Below are 19,815 nucleotides of genomic sequence, written 5' to 3' on the forward strand. Positions count from 1 at the left end.
TATATTGTTACAATATGTGGTGTAGGATATAAATTCAATGACAAATTGAAACAACAAAAGGAGAAGTGCCATTTTTAATAATTGCGCTTCTCTTTATTTTTATTGTATAAAAGTCTTTGATAAATATTAAATAAGTGGTAAAATTAGTTCTCAAGTTTTTTTATACTTTTAGAATACTGTATTTAATGGATAATATCATTTTTATAATATAATTTCATATTAGAATAATCTAATATTTATAAAACTAGATAGTATCAATATAATAAATTGCTTAAATACAGTAGATTATTTTTACTTATTCAAATAATGAATTTTTAAAGTCCAAGAAATATCCTTGTGGATGAAGACAAACAGGGCAAGCTTTTGGAGCTTCTTTACCAATATGAATATGTCCACAGTTTGTACATATCCATTGGATATCTTCATTTCTTCTAAATAAAGTACCTTCTTCTAAATCAGTAGCATATCTACCAAATCTATCACCATGAACTTTTTCTATTTCAGCTATATTTTCAAATAATTTAGCTATAGCTTCAAAACCTTCTTCACGTGCTGTTTTTCCAAAGTTTTTATATACATCATCCCACTCTTGAAGCTCATTATGTTGTGCAGCTTTAAGATGTTGAGCTGTTTTATCATATAAATCTACAGGATATGCTCCTGATATACTTATATTTTCTCCAGCAAATTCTTTTAATTTAGTAAAAAATTGTTTTGCATGTGACTTTTCTTGGTCAGCAGTATAATTAAATAAAGATTCTATTATATATAATCCTTCTTTTTTTGCTACAGATGCAGAAATATTATATCTATTTCTAGCCTGGCTTTCACCTGCAAAAGCTCTCAATAAATTTTCTTTAGTTTTACTGTCTTTTAAATTCATATTATACCTCTCTATTAACAATAAATTTTTACAATATTTGATTCTTTTTATTTATTATTCCAAAACTAGATATAATTATGCTCAATTTAGTCAGCATTTTTGAAATTATTATTGATTTTTTTTAAAATTCTAAGAAATTCTTGCTTTTCCTTTTCTGTGATATTACAGTAGGCTGTTTCTTTAACTTGTGATGAAATACTATTGAATGTATCCTCTATTAGCATTGCTTTCTTTGTAAGTTTTATATATGTAATACGTTTGTCATTGTCACTCTTTTGTCTTTCTATATATCCTAGACTTATAAGTTTATTAACTAATACTGTAACAGTAGATTTGTCTTTTCCTATTTTAGTTGCAATTTCTTTCATTGTAAGTATTCCATTATTTTCATAAAGTGCAGTGAGTATATTTCCATGTGTAGGCAACAATTCATTTAAACCGTTTTTATTGAGTTTATTTTCAATGAATTTAAGCATATTAGCTTTTGTCTTACTTATAAAATGTATGATATATTTATCTTCCATAAATTAATCTCCAATCTTTAAATTATTTGAGGTACTTTGAAATAAAAAGTAGTTTGACATAAAACTATTTTTCAACTATAATTAGTTTAACATAAAACTAAATGTATTGGGAGGAAATTTATGAGTAAAAATTTTAAATCACTATATATTACAGAAGAAGAGGGACGTTTTAAGAGAAATATAATCGAAAGAGATATAGATGAACTACCAGAAGGAGATGTTCTGATAAAAGTAAAATATTCTTCACTAAATTATAAGGATGCACTTTCAGCAAATGGAAATAAGGGTGTAACTAGAAAATATCCTCATACTCCAGGAATAGATGCATCTGGTGTAGTAGAATTTAGTAGTTGTGATGATTTTAAAGTTGGAGATGAAGTTTTGGTAACAGGTTATGATTTAGGAATGAACACCTCTGGAGGATTTTCAGAATATATAAGAGTTCCTTCTAATTGGGTTGTCAAACTTCCAACTAATCTTTCTCTAAAAGAAGCAATGGATTATGGTACAGCAGGATTTACAGCAGCTTTATCTGTATATAAATTTGTAAATACTGTAGACAAAGATATGGGAGATGTACTAGTTACTGGTGGTACTGGAGGAGTTGCTGTGATTGCAACTAAAATATTAGTTAAATTGGGATATTCAGTTGCAGTTTCAACAGGAAAATTGGAAGAACAAAAAGACACATTATTAAAACTAGGTGTTAAAGATGTTATACATAGATCAGAAGTAGATGATAATTCAGGGAGACCTCTACTTAGACCAAGATGGGCTGGAGTAATAGATACAGTAGGAGGAAATACTTTATCAACAGCAATAAAGACAACTAATTATTGTGGAGCAGTTACAACATGTGGTAATGCAGGTGGAATTGATTTTACAAGTTCAGTATATCCATTTATATTAAAAGGTGTTACTTTATATGGTATAGATTCTGTAGATTGTCCAATGAATTTGAGATTAAAAATATGGGACTTATTGTCAAATGAATGGAAGCTAGAAGATTTAGATGACATGGTAACTGTAGTATCATTAAATGAATTGAGTAAAAGCATAGATTCAATAATAGAAGGAAAGCATGTAGGAAGAACAGTAGTTGATTTAGGATTGTAGTGAAGGTTAGGTTTATAGTTAAGTTAACTGATTCTGAATATATAATTGGTTCTTAATATATAGTTAAGTAAGTTTTAATGTAAAACTATAACATCAAATCATAAAATAAAAAATGAGATACCTTAAAATTATTTTATTTAAGAGTATCTCATTTTGATTTTTATGTAAAAAGTTTATGTAAAGATTTTGGATAAAAAGACTATTCGTGAACAATTAATTCAAATACATCAGGTCTTGAATAGTGACCCTCTGAATCAAAATCTAGTCTACTAAGAACTATTTGTTCTAAATCTAAATCAGCTATTAATATTTCTTCTTTATTGAAAATAGGGCCTGCTACATATTTTCCAAAAGGGTCAACTATGCAACTTCCACCTGGACACATAATCTCTGGTTCTGCATCAAGTTCTTTATAATAGTTAAGGTCAGTTGGGTACATATTTTTTTCAACATATTGATTGCATCCAATAACAAAGCATCTTCCTTCTAAAGCGATATGCTTCATAGTTGATTGCCACTCTTCTCTTGAATCAGCAGTAGGGGCTATATAAAGTTTTACACCTTTAGCATAAAGAGCTGTTCTAGCTAGTGGCATGTAGTTTTCCCAGCAAATTAATGAACCCATTTTCCCATATGGAGTATCAACAACTGTAAGAGTACTTCCATCACCTTCACCCCAAATGCATCTTTCTGTTCCTGTAGGTTTAAGTTTTCTATGTTTACCAATAAGTTTACCTTCTGGTGAGAAAAATAAGTTTGTACAATAAAGAGTGCAATTTATATCGTTTCCATCTCTTTCTGTTATTCCCATTGATAGATATACTCCTGCTTCTTGGGCTGCTTTTCCTAATAAATCTGTTGTAGCACTAGGTACTGGTACAGAATTATCATAGTATCTTTTCCAATCTTCTCTACCTTTCATTGTTCTACTTCCAACAACAAATCCAAATGAAAGTCCTCTTGGATATGCAGGTATAAATGCTTCTGGGAAAACTACTATATTTGCCCCTTTTCTACCAGCTTCTTTAATTAATTCTAATGCTTTTTCAACAGTTTTATCTAAGTCCATTATAATTGGTGATGCCTGAACAACAGCAATTCTTACATTTTTATTTTCTTTGTTCATAAAAACCTCCTAAAAAATATTTGAATTTGTTGATTTGAACAGATTACATCAGGTTTTATTTGAGAAAAAAGTATCTTATCTTGTAAATAATGATGTAACTGTATATTTAAAATGATACATCATGATTTAGCAAATTACAATTATACAAAAAAATAATTCATGTTAAGTACTTTTTTTATTAACATATAATATTAATTTTTCACATCAATATTATGACTATTAAATTATAATATTTATAATGAATAGTATTTATTTCTTGGCGAACAATAATTAAAAATGAGATTTTCATATATTAATATTAGTTAATATTAAAAAAAATAAGCTTAATGAAATACGAATAATTAATTATAAAATACTAAAATAAATTTATCAAAATAGACAATTTAAGGAGAACTTTATGAAAGAAAAAATTTATTATAATGGAAATATCCTTACAATGGAAGATTCAATATGTGGAGATGCTATTCTTATAAAAGATAAAATAATAAAAAAAATAGGAACAAAAGAAGAAATTCTAGCTTTAAAAAATAATGAAACAGAAGTCATAGATTTGCAGGGTAAAACATTGATGCCTTCCTTTATAGATTCACACAGTCATTTGACAGCTTTTGCTACTACTCTAAGATTAGTTCCTTTAGAAGATGCAACTAGCTTTAAAGATATAGTAAAGAAAATACAAGATTTTAAAGATTCAAATGATATAAAAAAGGGTGAATGGATAATTGGTTTTTCGTATGATAACAATTTTTTAGAAGAAAATATTCATCCAGATAAAGATTTATTAGATAGTGCATCTTTAGAAAATCCAATACTAATTTCACATGCTTCTGGTCACATGGGAGTTGCAAATACTTTAGGATTAAAAAAATTAGGTGTTACTCATGAAACACAAGACCCAGAAGGAGGGCATATAGGCAGAGTCAAAGGGAGTAAAGAGCCAAATGGATACTTGGAGGAAAATGCCTTTTTTAAAGTATCATCTAAAATAAAACAACCATCATTAGATGAAGTTTGTAATCTAATTGAAAAAGTACAAGATATTTATTTAAGTTATGGTATTACAACAGCACAAGAGGGATTAATGGCAGATAATCAATTTAATCTCTTAAAACTAATGTCAAATCAAAATAGACTAAAAATAGATATTGTAGGATATGTAGATTTAAAAAATAGTAAATCTGTAAAAGATGATAATAAAAATTTTGTAAAGAAATATGTAAATAGATTTAAAATAGGAGGATATAAGATATTTTTAGATGGTTCTCCTCAAGGAAAGACAGCATGGTTAACGAAACCATATGAAAATTCAGAAGATGGTTATCGTGGGTATTCTATATATAAAGATGAGGAAGTAGAGAAATTTATAAACATTTCAGTAGAAGAAAAAATGCAACTTTTAACTCATTGTAATGGGGATGCAGCGGCAGACCAGTTGATAAACTTATTTGAAAAAGTTATAACAGGAAAAAATATTAAAGATAATATGAGACCTGTGATGATACATGCTCAAACTGTAAGAGAAGACCAAATTGATGAAATGGAAAAAATAAACATGATACCCTCATACTTTGTAGCTCACACATACTATTGGGGAGATATTCATATTAAAAACCTTGGGGAAGATAGAGCATTTAAGATTAGTCCAATTAAAACAACTATAGAAAAAGGTTTAATTTATACTTTACATCAAGATACCCCTGTAATAGCACCTAATATGCTTGAAACAATATGGTGTGCGGTTAATAGAATTACAAAAAAAGGAGTATTGATAGGTGAAAATGAAAAAATAAGCCCATTAGAAGCTTTAAAAGGTGTTACTATAAATGCAGCATATCAATATTTTGAAGAAGATAAAAAGGGTTCAATCAAAGAAGGTAAACTAGCTAATTTAATAATACTAGATGAAAATCCACTTACTGTTGACTCTCTTAAAATAAAAGATATTAAAGTTTTACAAACAATAGTAGAAGGGGAAGTATTATATTCATTAAAATAGATATGAATTATATTCTTTTAAATATTATGTAAAAGTATTGTATAAAAAATATTATGTAAAAATAAAATCTAATAAAATAGGTAGAGTTAAATAATATTATATGTGACTGAAGGGCTAGCTTATTAGGTCTAAAGGTTCATTGCCATAATTTTATTAATTCTGCCTTGAAAATTTGTGTTTTTAGGACACAACTATGTAGATTACCTTACTTTCAACTTCACTTGGATTTCCCCATTTATGTCTCATACCAAAAGGTATTTTTACACTATCACCTTCATTTAATTCAAATATATCATCTTCCAAACTAAGTTCAACACTTCCTTTAAGTATATAAGCAACTTCGTCTCCAGCATGCCCATTTTTTTCTTTACAGTAAGACTTAGGGGACAAATTCATAATGGCAAATTCGAATTTATTAAATGGATTATTGGATAACATTTCATATAAAATATTTTCTGATTCTGGAAAAATTACTATTTTTCTAAGATTGTTTCTTACAATTAATTCTGAATCATCAATAGAAGGAACGAAAAAAGTAATTAATGGTACATTTAAAGCATTTGAAATTGATTTTAAAAAATTTATGGATGGATTTACGCTTCCTTTTTCTATTTGACTAATTAAAGAAGGTGTAACTTTAATTAATTTAGATAAATCTTTTATACTAATGTTCTGTTTTTTTCTACATAAAGTCAATTTTTTACCTATACTTGAATTACTCATTAAAATCCTCCCATTCTAACATCTGACAAAGAATATATAAAGAATTATATCATAAGGTAAAAAAATTTATATGAAAATTGATAATTATATAAGATTGATAAAAAAAAAGTCAAAATAGATAATTGATTGCTAAAATTAGCATAATTATAATGAAAGTAAAAGTAAGATTAATGATGAAAAATTAAATTATATTAATTTAATTAAATATAATTTGACAATATGTAAAAAAGTGAGTAAAATATAACTAAATAAAAATAATAGGTTCGGATAAGACAGAAAAAGATTTCTTAACCTTAAGCAAATATACTATTATCAAAGTTAACTGAGATTAAGAGATAACATCCAATCTTAAAGTATTGAGGAGGAAAAAATGCTTGATATAAAAAGAATAAGAGAAAACTTAGATTGTATAAAAAAAGCAATGGAAAGAAGAGGTGAAAAAGCCTTTAATCTTGATGAAGTAGTTAAGTTAGATGATGAAAGAAGAAAAATTCTTCAAGAAGTTGAGGTTATGAAAAACGAATTAAATACTGCATCTAAAAATATACCAAATCTTATAAAAGAAGGTAAAGATGTAGAAAATGAAAAAATTAAGCTAAAAGAGTTATCTGACAAGATTAAAGTTATAGACCAAAACCTTAAAGATGTAGAGGAAAAAATGGAATACTTGTTAATGAGAATTCCAAATGTACCACATTCAGAAGTACCACAAGGGGAAACCGATGAAGATAATGTTGAGGTGAGAACTTGGGGTAAGACGTCTAATTTTGATTTTGAATCTAAAGCTCATTGGGAAATAGGGACTGAGTTAGGTATACTTGATTTTGAAACAGCTGGTAAAATAACTGGTTCAAGATTCACTCTTTATAAGGGATTAGGAGCTAGATTAGAAAGGGCATTATTAAATTTTTATCTAGATACAAATACAACAGTAAATGGATACACAGAAATTATTCCACCATTTATGGCAAATAGAAATAGTTTTTTGGGTACAGGACAACTACCTAAGTTTGAAGAGGATATGTTCAAAATAGAAGGATTAGATTACTTTTTAATTCCAACATCAGAAGTTCCTTTAACTAATATACATGCTAATGAAATACTTAAATTTGAGCAACTACCAATAAATTATACAGCATATACTCCTTGTTTTAGGTCAGAAGCTGGTTCTGCTGGAAGGGATACAAGAGGTTTGGTAAGACAACATCAATTTAATAAAGTAGAAATGGTAAAAATAGTAGCTCCAGAAGAATCTTACAATGAATTAGAAAACTTAACTAATAATGCTGAGACTATGCTACAATTATTAAATTTACCATATAGAGTAGTAAAAATATGTACAGGTGACTTAGGATTTACAGCTTCTTTTAAATATGATGTAGAAGTTTGGATGCCAAGTTATAACAGATATGTTGAAATTTCATCTTGTTCAAACTGTGAAGATTTTCAAGCTAGAAGAGCTGGAATAAGATTTAAAAGAGACAAAAATTCTAAAGCTGAATATGCACATACATTAAATGGTTCTGGACTGGCTATTGGAAGAAGTGTAGCAGCTATATTGGAAAATTACCAACAAGCAGATGGCTCTGTAATAGTTCCAGAAGCTTTAAGACCATATATGGGTGTTTCTGTTATTAAATAACAATTAAAATATATATTTTTAAATAATAAAGTAAGCTATAAATAATTAAAAAATAATAATTAATATAATAATGTGTACAAACTAATGAATATTGATATAGTATAGCTATCATATGAAAGAGTATGTGCACATTTTTATTTGATAATTTATTTAAGGGTAAATGAATATAAATAATCTATAAACAGAAAGGGTTTTTTTATGAAGATTCAAAATACTGAGTGGGGATATATTGAATGGAAACATACTTATGATGAGAATAACCCAAAACAAGCTATGAATATATATATTGCAGTTACTATGCCAGGTAAAAAACATTTTAATCATGTTCATTATGGTCAAGAACAGATGATATATATTTTAGAAGGAGAAGGGTTATATATTATAAATGGAGTTTGGAAGCCATTTTCGCAAGGTATGATTTTTTACATAGAATCTGGTAGCACACATGAGTCTATAAATACAGGAGATGGACCAATAAAAGAACTAGTAGTATCAAATATTGTAAGTAGTTTTGAGACAAGCGAGGTAGTTGAAGTTAATCCCAAAAGTAAGATAGAAAATACTTTAGTAAGTTATAGTGAAAGCACCTTAAATTTATATGCAGCAGTTGAATCAATACGAGGTCAGTTTATTGATCCATTTAAAATACCTTTAATTATTTATGATGATTCTTGGAATATAGTTTTAAAAAATCCGTATTTTCCTTTGTTTTGTTTTGAAAAATGTAATCCAATGAGATTTCCGAAAAATTGTGATTGTATGAATCAAAAAAGTAGTAATCAATTTACATGTAAGTATGGCATAACTATATATAATATTTCAATAATATATAAAAATAATAGTATAGGAGTTATAAGAGGAGGATATATTTTGTTGTCTGATTCAAATTTGGATATTGGATATAACAATTTATATGATATACCAGAAGGTGCAGCTAGAACTATGAAGAGATTACTTAATCAAATAGCTAAAAATATAATTAACTTTTGTTCATTTAATGATATAAGAACAGAATTAAAAGAAAAAGAAGAAATTATAGCAAAAACATTTTATTATGGTGAACAGTTAGAAATGAACTTAAAGTTAGCTCAGGATACTGTTACTAATTTGAGAATAAATCATCATTTTTTATTTAATACTTTAAACTCAATGGCAAGTATAGCACTTGGTGATGGCTCTGATGATTTATACAGCGCTATTATAGACTTAGCTAAAATGTTTAGATATACTATGAAATCTGATTTAAGATTTATAGAGTTAGAGTCTGAAATTTCTTATATTAAAAACTATCTTAATTTGCAAAAATTGCGCTATGGTGAGGCATTAAAAGTTAAATATATAATTCCTAAAGAACTATACAGTATTTATGTACCGTTTAATTTTTTGCAACCAATTATAGAGAATGCATTTACACATGGTTTTAGAGATATTGATAAAGAGAAGTATATAAAGGTAAATATAAGTAAAAAAAATAAGAAGCTTGTAATAAAAGTATATAATAATGGAACTATACTAGATGATGTTACATTAAATAAAGTTAAAAGAGGTCTTTCAAGTGGAAGTTCACATGGTCTATCTTTAATATATTCTAAGTTTTTCTCTATTTATGGAAATGATTTTAGTATGGATATTACATCAGCAGCCACTACAGGAACTTGTATTTTAATAATAATACCAACAAAAAATTATAAAGATAAAGTATAAAATCAGCTAAGTTTCTACTATCATGATATATTTTATGTCTAAGATTATGGTAGAGACTTTTTTATTGATTATATGGAAAAAAATGTAAATATAATATATGTTTTTATATTATATAATATAATTAACATGTATTATTATATTATATTCTAGTTTATTTAAAAATAAATAATATATAAGAAAAAACTATAGAGTATAATTTATCAAAAACTTATATTTTGATTGTATTTTTAAAATATAAATGAGGAGGTATTTCTATGAGAAGAGTTCTAATAGTAGATGATGAAGTAGCTGTATTAAAAATAATATCTCATTTTATAGAAAGGTTGAATATACCTTTAGAGATAATTGAGAAAGTTACTTCTGGAGACGAGGCTATAGAAAAAATAATAAAGTTAGAGCCAGATATAGTATTCATGGATATTCAGATTCCTATATATAATGGACTAGAAGTAATAGAAAAAACTAACTCAAGAGTAAAAGAAATAAATTTTATTGTGATAACAGCTTTTAATTATTTTGAATATGCACAAAAAGCTCTAAGATTAGGGGCTAAAGACATACTATTAAAGCCAATAGATTTAAAAGAGTTTACAGATTCGATTGAGAAGGTAGTCGGATATAAATATACTAATAGTGAGTTATTAAATCAGTTATTAGAGTATATAAGTTTAAATTATTACAAAGACTTAAGTTTGAACGAGTGTGCAACTAAATTTTTAACAAATCCATATAATATTTCAAGACTTTTTAAGAAGCATTTAGATACTACTTTTGTATCATATTTAAATTATGTAAGAATAGAAAAATCGATAGAGTTATTAAAAAACACAGGTAAAACAATTCAAGAAGTTTCAGAATCAGTTGGATATAACAGTTTAAATAATTTTTACAAGAATTTTAAAATTTTCAAAGGGCTAACTCCAAAAGTATATCTAAATACTATAAAGCAAAATTGATATATAAAAAGTCAAAATAGATAATTGTATAGTAGCATTTAATTAATTATAATATATTTAACAAAACAACTTAAAGCGCTTTATATATCTTTATCAATATTAGTAACTTATACATAACTTGTAGTTAAATTAGTAATAAACTATATTATTAAAAATAAAAATTTTGGAGAGGTGTTAGTATGCATAAAATTATTTCTATTTCAGAAAAATACAAGGAAGATATTTTAGAGTTTTTTACAGATATTCATATGCACCCTGAACTAAGTTTTAAAGAATTTAGAACTACAAAAGCTATAAAAGATTTATTAGTAAGTTTAGATATAGAGATATTAGAGCTGGGAATGGAAACAGGTGTAGTGGGGTTGTTGAAGGGAAAGTATGATGGTCCTACGGTAGCATTAAGAGGAGATATTGATGCGTTACCAATATATGAAGAGGTTGATATTGAGTACAAATCAAGATATGATGGTATAATGCATGCGTGTGGTCATGATATACACACTTCTTGCCTTGTAGGATGTGCATATGTGTTATCTCATATTAGAGACAGTCTTCATGGAAATGTAAAGTTTATATTCCAGCCAGCAGAGGAAGTTAACAAAGGTGCAAAGATGTTAGTTGAACGAGGAGTAATGGAAAATCCAAAAGTTGATGCTATATTTGGTCTTCATAATCATCCAGATATACCTTGTGGAAAAGTAGGTGTTAAGTTAGGTGGATTGATGGCAGCAGTAGATACTATTAGGATAGAAGTAAATGGATTTGGAGGTCATGGAGGTATACCAAACAGAACAATAGACCCTATAGTAGCATCAAGTGCAATTATAATGGGAATTCAAACAATAGTAAGTAGAAATATAAGTCCATTAGAATCAGCTGTTATATCAATAGGTACTATAAATGGAGGAACTGCAAATAATGTAATTTCAGAAAAAGTGGATATGACAGGTACATGTAGAAGTTTTAGCAATGAAGTACGAAAAAAAATATCTGAAAATTTGGAAAATATAGTTAAAGAGATTGCATGTGGATATCAGGCAACTGCAAAATTAGATTATTTATTTGATTTACCAGCTGTTATAAATAGTAAAGAAATGCACACAATAGCTTGTAAATCTGTATGTGATTTATATTCAGAAGATGCTATAGTTGATCCAATACCTTCCACAGGAGGAGAAGATTTTTCTATATTTATGGAAAAAGCACCAGGATTTTTTTATTGGTTAGGTGTAGGCAACAAAGAACAAGGATGTACATATCAGTGGCATAATCCCAAATTTAAGGCTGATAAAAATTCTATTTTAGTAGGTACAAATGTATTATGCCAGTCTGTTATAAATTATATGGATAAGTTTATAAAGTAAAAATTAAATTATAAGTGTTTTTATAGACAAAGTTTATGGGGGTGATTAGTTTGAGGAAAATTAATTCACAAGTAAAAAATAAAGATAGTGGATTATTGATGAGGGCATTAAATGTTGTAGAGAGAGCAGGAAATAAACTTCCAGACCCAGTAACTATATTTTTATTACTATGCATAGTTGTCTTAATATTATCAGCAGTTATATCCAGTTTAGGGGTAGAAGAAATACACCCTTCTACAAAAGAAGTAGTAAAAGTAGTAAATTTACTAGAGAAAGATCAGATTCAAGCTTATTTAGGAAGTATAGTTACAAACTTCCAATCATTTGCTCCATTAGGATTAGTATTAGTTACAATGCTAGGAGCAGGAGTTGCTGAGAAATCTGGATTTATGGAAGTGTTAATGAAAAAAGGAATTAGTAAAGTTCCACAAAAACTTGTAACTGTAGCAATTGTATTTGCAGGTATGTTATCTCATACAGCAGCAGATGTAGGATTTATAATACTACCACCACTTGCAGCACTTGTATTCTTAGGGATTGGAAGACATCCTCTTGTAGGTATGTTTGCAGCTTTTGCAGGAGTTGCAGGAGGATTTGCGGCAAATATTATGCTTAGTACTACAGATGTATTGCTAGCTGGATTTACAATACCAGCAGCTCAAATGATGGACCCATCTTACCAGGGAAATCCAGCAATGAACCTTTATTTTGCATTTATATCAGCAATTGTTCTAACTTTTGCAGGAGCATTTGTAACAGAAAAGTTTATAGCTCCTCGTTTTTCGAAATATAATGATGCAGTGAATGATAAAGATATGCAGGAATTAAGTGACCTTGAAAATAAAGGTATAAAATATGCTCTATTATCATTGTTAGTTGTTGTAGTAATAATAGTTGCTTTATGTATAGGTGAAAATGCATTTATGAAAGATCCAGAAACTGGTTCTATATTATCTAGTAATGCACCTTTAATGAAAGGTATAGTTCCAATAATCACTATTATATTTTTAACTCCAGGACTAGTGTATGGAAAAGTAAGTAATAAGATAAAGAATGACAAAGAATTAGTGTCTATGATGGGCAGTAGTATGAGTGATATGGGAGGATATATAGTTTTAGCATTTATAGCATCTCAATTTATTAATCTATTTAATCTTAGTAACCTAGGAACAATTTTATCAATAACAGGGGCAAAAGCTTTAGCAGAATCTGGCATACCTAGTTATGGATTGATAATAGGATTTATCTTATTATCTGGATTTATCAACTTATTTGTTGGAAGTGCTTCTGCAAAATGGGCGATTTTAGCACCTATATTTGTTCCTATGTTTATGTTACTAGATTTTAATCCAGCATTAACTCAAATAGCTTATCGTATTGGGGATGCTTCCACAAATCCAATAAGCCCGCTTTTCCCATATTTCCCAGTTATATTGGCATTTGCAAGAAAATATGATAAGGACATAGGTATAGGTACTATTATATCAAATATGATTCCATACTCAGTAGTATTTACATTAATAGAGATAATAATATTGTTACTATTTATGGGTATTGGCATACCATTAGGGCCTGGTGGAGGAATATCTTATTCTTTATAAGCTTTTATAATAAATGATCAATAAAAATTAAACAAATAAAATATATTCATTAATTGATAGGGGGATTATTATGTTAAAAACAACAAGAATTTCAGACCCAGAGTTATACGAAATTGTAGCTGGTGAATTGGTTAGACAAGAGCATAATATCGAGATGATAGCTTCTGAAAGTACAGCACCAACAGAAGTACTTGAATTAAGTGGATGTGTATTTACAAATAAAACAGAAGAGGGTTATCCAGGAGCACGTTTCCAAGCAGGTTCTGAAGAAGCAGATAAACTTGAAAATCTAGCAATAAAACGTGCAAAAGAAATATTTGGAGCAGAACATGTAAATGTACAGCCTTACTCAGGTTCTACAGCTAACTATTGTGTATATTCAGCAATATTAAAGCCAAATTATACTGTTTTAAGTATGCGTCTTGACCAAGGGGGACACTTAACACATGGTAGTACAGTAAACTTCTTACATGATATTTATAAATATGAATTTTATGGTGTAGATTCAAATACTGGTCGTATAGATTATGATGCTCTTGAAACGAAGGCAAAAGAGTGTAAACCAAAACTTATAATTGCAGGGGCGAGTTCATATCCAAGATTGATAGATTATGAAAGAATATCAAATGTTGCAAAAGAAGTAGGAGCTTATTTTATGGTAGATATGGCTCATGTTGCAGGTTTGGTGGCAGCAAAAGTAATACCTAGTCCCGTACCTTATGCAGATTTTGTTTCTTCATCTACAACAAAAACTTTCTGTGGACCAAGAAGTGGTATTGTGCTTTGTAAAGCTGAACATGCAAAGAAACTTGATAAAGGTGTTTTCCCAGGAACATTAGGTTCTATACATCTTAACACAGTTGCAGCAAAAACGTTTTCGCTATTGTATTTAGGGACAGATGAGTTTCGTAAAATAATGGAGCAAGTAGTAGTAAATGCTAAAACTTTGGCAGCTGAACTTATTTCTCACGGATTTAGTATAGTAAGTGGTGGAACTGATAATCATATAGTAATGGTTGATTTAAGAAGTAAAAATTTGACAGGAAAGCAGTTTGAAAAGGCTCTTGAATATGTAGGAATAACGGTTAATAAAAATGTTATACCTGATGACCCACAATCACCATTTGTAACTAGTGGCGTTCGTATCGGTCTTACATCAATATCTCAAAGAGGTCTTAAAGAAAAAGAAGTTGTGCAAATAGCAGGAATAATGAATAAGGTAGCAGAAAATATTGATAATAAAGAAGTATTAGATGAATGTAGGGTAGAAGCTCAGGAACTTATAGCTAAATTCCCATTATATCCAGAAGGATATTTTGAAGATTAAGTATATTGATTTATATAGCTCACAACCTATAAAGCCTATAACATAAAACCCAATAATATATAATTATTATAAGGAGATGCCTCAAAATAAAACTTTGAATCATCTCCTTTTTTTGTAGAAAAATAGAAAATGGAATTTCTAAGAACTCCTAATCTATGTAATAATTTAAATGAAAGTTTATTTAAAATCTTAAAAAACTGTGAACCATTGATATAAGAGGAAAATAGGTATGTTATTGCCAACAATGGACAGCAGTATAGTCTATTTAATACTTATGATACGCAAATGTAGATCTCATTGTGGAAAGCCGCACTTGTGTGTTATAATGTTGTAAAAAATAAATTTGGAGTAATGCCATGATTGAAAACTACGTTTTGTGTGAAATTGAGGAATTAAAGAGAAAAATACATGAAAACATTAATGTGAACGATGATGTTATTTGTGGGATTTGTGATAAACTGATTTCGATTTCAAAAGAAAGTAAAGATTGGCAAAGTGTGGCTTTTGGACATGTATGGCGTGCCGATTATTATTTCTATGTGGAATCAAATATGAAATGCGTATCAAAAGAGTTGGAGTATGCACAAGAGTATATTAATGAAAAGAATCCAAGTGAATTATTAGAAAAATTTTATGCACTGTGTAGTTTACTTTCTTTAAATTCATATGATAAACAGTCTGCATTTAGATACACTTTAAAAGCATTGGATGTTTCTGAAAGATTAGACATCAGACATCGCATTGGTATAAATTATGGGAATATTAGTGCTTATTATTTGGACTATGAATTATATGATGAAGCACTGTTCTATTTAGATAAATCAATGGAAGTATTGCGTTCTTTGCCAGATACGAAGCCACGTTTTCTGCGAATGCTGTTAATTAATTTCATTAATATATATTTAAAATTAGGTAAGCTTGAATTGATGAAATCAACTATTGAAGAATTGAGTTTACTTCCCTTCGAAGAGAAAGATTTAAAAATATATGTTGATTATGCATATTTGCTTTATTATGCAGAGATACAGAATCAAGAAAAAAGTTTATATTATCTACAGGAAATGCAGAATGATGGACTTATGACTTTTCCAAATCGTGTTTATCTCATAGAATTTTTGATGAATGCATTAGAAGCAATGATATCTATCAAAAACAAAGTAAAATCAAGTGAATTATTACAATCCTTACAAGAGCTAATAAAAGAAGATGAACCAGAGCCTTTATTGAAATTATGTAAATTGAATATTAAGTATTCACAGAAATTTGAGACAAAAAAAGAATTATATTACCATTACCACGAGTATTATGATTTATATTTAAAAGCACAGAATCAAGTAAATCTATTAAAAGTAGAAGGTTTACGTGCAAAAATTGAATTGAATGACACTTATACTAAGTATACTCAATCAAAAAAAGTATTAGAAGAATTATATGACCTTGTAAATTATGATGAATTGACTAATGTATACAATCGTTATTATTTTAATATTAAGCAAGATGAAATTCTCAATAGTAATAGATATACTAATATTGGTCTTGCAATATTTGATATTGATTACTTTAAAGAATACAATGATTATTATGGTCATTTGGAAGGTGATGAAATATTAAAACAAGTAGCAAGTAGCTTGAAAGAAAAGGCAAATGAACAAATGGCAGTCTTTCGCTATGGTGGTGATGAATTTGTTTGTCTTAGCTGGGATTTGAATTTTGAACAAATGGCTGAATATGTTAATCAAGTAAAAGAAGCAATAAAAGAAAAAAGTCTTGAACATATACATTCACGATGTGAAAAAATAATAACATTGTCAATTGGATATGGTAATAAGACAGTTTCAACTAAAGTTGATGTACTTAATTTATTTGATGAAGTAGATAAAGCACTATATGATGTAAAGAATAATGGTAGAAATAATGCTAAATCAATAATTGCTATGGAAGAGGTGCATAATGAATAACTATAATGTAGCACTTGAACAAATTCAATTGCTGATTGATCGAATTCAGTGTCGTTTTGAGCATAATTCTAGGTTTAATAAACACGATTGTGATAGGTTACTAATGATATCAGAACAGTTAAACTACTTCTATGGACAAGCATTGGCTCATGTGTATTTGGCACAATATTTTCAAATGAAATGGGATGTAGATGCTTATAATTTTCATTCAGAGAAGGCAAGAGAAATTGCTGAGAATAAAAATTATTTTGATGTTTTAATTGAATATTTTAAAATAGAGGGCTTGCGAAATGTTACTATTTGTGACGAAATAGCAGCTCTTACTATATATTTAGAAGGAATCCAAATTGCTTATAAAATTAAAGATAAAAAATCATGTGCTATTTTCTATAACAATATTGCTGATATATTTTACACAAGTGGTGTATATAAAATTGCAGAGCAATTCTATACAAAAGCATTAGATGTTATAAAAGATATTCCTATAAAAAGTGTGCTTTTTTATTACAAGTCTATACTTGTGAATCTATTACACCTTTCTTGTGTTCAAGGAGAATTAGATAAAGCCCTGAAGTATCATGAAAAATGTTTAAGCGTAAAATGTGAAGTTGGCATTTTACCTTTATTATTTATGGAAGGAGAAATACGTCTTTTATTATTAGAAAATAAGGAAACAGAAGCGTTACATAAAATAGATAGTTTGATAAATAAGTTGATTAAAAATAAGAAAGAAGCGTTTTTACTGAAATCCATTTATTTATATTTAATGGAATTTTTGCTTTTGTTGAAAAGAGAAGAAGATGCAGCATGGTGCTTAAACCAATTAGACACATTGTATAAAAATACGAATCAAAATATAATGATACAAATTCAAAAATTACATGTTCAATATTCAATTCTATTTGGGCATGAAACTGATGAACTTTATGAAACTTTTTATGAAACCATATTAAAAGGAGAAATGGACAGTAAGATATCAATGGGCGAAAGCTTCAAAAGTCTTATTTCTCTCTATGAAAGAGAAAAAGAACAGAATCTTATGTTGGAAAAGCAAGTTAGTCTACAAACAGTAGCAGATATAGATGAACTTACAAAAATTTATAATCGAAGATACTGTAGTAAACTTATAAGTAAATTAATCCAAGATGATGAGGTTTTATCCATTGGATATGTTATGGTTGATATCGATTTTTTCAAAGAATATAATGATTACTATGGTCATTTAAAAGGTGATGAGGCAATAAAAGAAGTTACTACTTTATTAAAGAAGAACTTACCAAACAATGCTTTTGCTGCACGATATGGAGGAGATGAATTCACCTGTATATTTGTTGATAGAAGTGATGATGAAATTATTACATTTGTTGAATCAGTTCAAAAAGAGCTGAGAGACAAAAATATTGTACATTTAAAAAGTAAAAATTCCAAACAGCTCACTTTATCTTTTGGGATATATAATGAGATACATATGCATGGTTGTGATGAATTAACTCTTATTAAAAATGCTGATTTAGCCTTATACCAATCCAAAAATAAGGGAAGAAATGTATATACAATTTATAAACAAAGGAGCCAATCGTAATGGAAACGGAAAATAATAGCACCTTAAAGCGTGATATGTATGATACTTCATATATTTTGGAAAAATATTGTAAGATAAAAGGTAGTGATGAAAGATATGCTTTAATACACTTGAACATTAAAAATTTTCGCTATTTTAATACAAAGTATGGAAGTAAAGCAGGTGATGAAATTCTGACATTGGTTTTTCAAAAAATAACCACATTTTTAGAAGAAAAGGAGTACGCTGCATATTTATATGCGGATAACTTTGCTTTTTTAGTAAGGTGTGATGATTCTAACTATCTTATATATGAACGATTGATACCACTAATTGACATATTATATCGTATAGATGATGAGCGGATTTATAGAAATCTTTTTATGTCTATGGGTATTTATGTGATTATTAACCCAGAAGTCTCATTTTATGATGCACTAAATTATGCGAATTTGTGTAGGAAAGAAAGTGAAGCTTTACTTAATAGAAGTTCTTGTATAGAACTTTATGGTGATTCTTTTTATAATAGTTATATGGACCGTATGAAACTGGAAATAGAGACAGCAGATGCATATAAAGGTTATGAATTTGTCACGTACTTACAGCCCAAAATCAGTCTAATAAATGGAAAGGTTATAGGTGCAGAGGCATTACTTCGTTTGTTTGATAAAGATGGAAACAGCATCCCATTATATAAATTTCTGCCTATTTTAAACCAAAATGGCTACATTAAATTAATTGATATTGATACTTTTGAACAAATGTGTCAGTACTTGGATACAAGAATAAAAAACAATCAGAAAGTTGTGCCAATTAGTTTTAATATTTCAAAGTCACATTTTTATGACCCAGGGATTGTTCAAAATTACATTGATGTGTTTGAAAAATATGATATTCCGAAGCACTATATTGAAATTGAATTTATGGAATCAATTTCTTTAAATGATACTGAACGTTTAAAAAAAGTAGTATCTGATTTCAAAGAATATGGGTTTACATGTTCACTAGATGATTTTGGAGATGGTTATTCTTCTTTTAATGTATTACTTAATGCTCATTTTGATATTATCAAGATGGACCGTCAGTTTTTTTTAAATAACTTAAATGGCAATAGTAGTTTAGTAATAAAGACTATTATAGATTTAATTCATTCTTTAAATATGAAAGTAATTGCTGAAGGCGTAGAATCTAAAGAACATATAGAGTCTTTAAAAGAGTATAGATGTGATATGGTTCAAGGTTATTATTATTATAAACCTATGTCAATTGATTCATTTAATATGATATTGGATGTGCAGGATGATTGTTAGGAATTATATGAATTAATTATTTAG

At 28.1% G+C, this 19,815-nt stretch carries 15 protein-coding genes; 11 read left to right on the forward strand and 4 right to left on the reverse strand.

Annotation, left to right across the window (positions count from 1 at the left end):
• Positions 1–295: 295 nt before the first annotated feature.
• Both rbr and IC219_RS10245 read right to left on the reverse strand, forming a co-directional pair.
• On the reverse strand, positions 296–883 hold the full coding sequence (gene rbr, locus IC219_RS10240; protein ID WP_227434375.1) for a rubrerythrin: 588 nt from the start codon (positions 881–883) through the stop codon (positions 296–298).
• Between the two features lie 86 nt (positions 884–969).
• Positions 970–1,407 (reverse strand): MarR family winged helix-turn-helix transcriptional regulator, encoded by a 438-nt coding sequence (locus IC219_RS10245; RefSeq protein WP_227434376.1) that lies wholly within the window; start codon positions 1,405–1,407, stop codon positions 970–972.
• A gap of 120 nt (positions 1,408–1,527) precedes the next feature.
• Between IC219_RS10245 and IC219_RS10250 the strand changes: the two genes are divergently transcribed.
• A complete protein-coding gene (locus IC219_RS10250; protein WP_227482070.1) occupies positions 1,528–2,523 on the forward strand; it encodes a YhdH/YhfP family quinone oxidoreductase in 996 nt (331 codons plus the stop codon).
• A 199-nt stretch (positions 2,524–2,722) separates the two neighbouring features.
• Here the strand turns inward: IC219_RS10250 and IC219_RS10255 are convergent, their stop codons facing one another.
• Complete coding sequence (locus IC219_RS10255; protein WP_227482071.1) at positions 2,723–3,649, reverse strand: carbon-nitrogen hydrolase family protein; 927 nt, start codon at positions 3,647–3,649, stop codon at positions 2,723–2,725.
• A gap of 397 nt (positions 3,650–4,046) precedes the next feature.
• Between IC219_RS10255 and IC219_RS10260 the strand changes: the two genes are divergently transcribed.
• Complete coding sequence (locus IC219_RS10260; protein ID WP_227434379.1) at positions 4,047–5,645, forward strand: amidohydrolase; 1,599 nt, start codon at positions 4,047–4,049, stop codon at positions 5,643–5,645.
• A gap of 180 nt (positions 5,646–5,825) precedes the next feature.
• Here the strand turns inward: IC219_RS10260 and IC219_RS10265 are convergent, their stop codons facing one another.
• Entirely contained in the window at positions 5,826–6,368 is a 543-nt protein-coding gene (locus IC219_RS10265; RefSeq protein WP_227434380.1) for a helix-turn-helix domain-containing protein, read from the reverse strand.
• Between the two features lie 370 nt (positions 6,369–6,738).
• On the opposite strand from IC219_RS10265, the gene serS reads away from it, so the two are divergent.
• The 9 genes from serS (at position 6,739) to IC219_RS10310 (ending at position 19,791) form a co-directional block, all read left to right on the forward strand.
• Positions 6,739–8,010 carry a serine--tRNA ligase gene (gene serS, locus IC219_RS10270; RefSeq protein WP_227830870.1) on the forward strand — a complete coding sequence of 424 codons (1,272 nt, stop codon included), beginning with the start codon at positions 6,739–6,741 and terminating at the stop codon, positions 8,008–8,010.
• A gap of 198 nt (positions 8,011–8,208) precedes the next feature.
• Positions 8,209–9,714 (forward strand): histidine kinase, encoded by a 1,506-nt coding sequence (locus tag IC219_RS10275; RefSeq protein WP_227830869.1) that lies wholly within the window; start codon positions 8,209–8,211, stop codon positions 9,712–9,714.
• A 254-nt stretch (positions 9,715–9,968) separates the two neighbouring features.
• A complete protein-coding gene (locus IC219_RS10280; protein WP_227830868.1) occupies positions 9,969–10,670 on the forward strand; it encodes a response regulator in 702 nt (233 codons plus the stop codon).
• A 179-nt stretch (positions 10,671–10,849) separates the two neighbouring features.
• Complete coding sequence (locus IC219_RS10285) at positions 10,850–12,034, forward strand: M20 family metallopeptidase (RefSeq protein WP_227830867.1); 1,185 nt, start codon at positions 10,850–10,852, stop codon at positions 12,032–12,034.
• Between the two features lie 98 nt (positions 12,035–12,132).
• On the forward strand, positions 12,133–13,635 hold the full coding sequence (locus IC219_RS10290) for an AbgT family transporter (RefSeq protein ID WP_227830986.1): 1,503 nt from the start codon (positions 12,133–12,135) through the stop codon (positions 13,633–13,635).
• 70 nt (positions 13,636–13,705) lie between these two features.
• Positions 13,706–14,962 (forward strand): serine hydroxymethyltransferase, encoded by a 1,257-nt coding sequence (gene glyA, locus IC219_RS10295; protein WP_227830866.1) that lies wholly within the window; start codon positions 13,706–13,708, stop codon positions 14,960–14,962.
• Positions 14,963–15,318: 356 nt separating this feature from the next.
• Complete coding sequence (locus IC219_RS10300; protein WP_227434386.1) at positions 15,319–16,920, forward strand: GGDEF domain-containing protein; 1,602 nt, start codon at positions 15,319–15,321, stop codon at positions 16,918–16,920.
• Between the two features lie 103 nt (positions 16,921–17,023).
• Positions 17,024–18,502: a GGDEF domain-containing protein gene (locus IC219_RS10305; RefSeq protein WP_227830865.1), complete on the forward strand. Its 1,479-nt coding sequence runs from the start codon at positions 17,024–17,026 to the stop codon at positions 18,500–18,502.
• Positions 18,502–19,791, forward strand: coding sequence for a GGDEF domain-containing phosphodiesterase (locus IC219_RS10310; RefSeq protein WP_227830864.1), 1,290 nt, complete (start codon positions 18,502–18,504; stop codon positions 19,789–19,791). The genes IC219_RS10305 and IC219_RS10310 overlap by 1 nt, the downstream gene beginning before the upstream one ends.
• Positions 19,792–19,815 lie beyond the last annotated feature (24 nt).

It is taken from the genome of Clostridioides sp. ES-W-0018-02 (assembly GCF_020658175.1).
Taxonomy (GTDB): Bacteria; Bacillota; Clostridia; order Peptostreptococcales; family Peptostreptococcaceae; genus Clostridioides.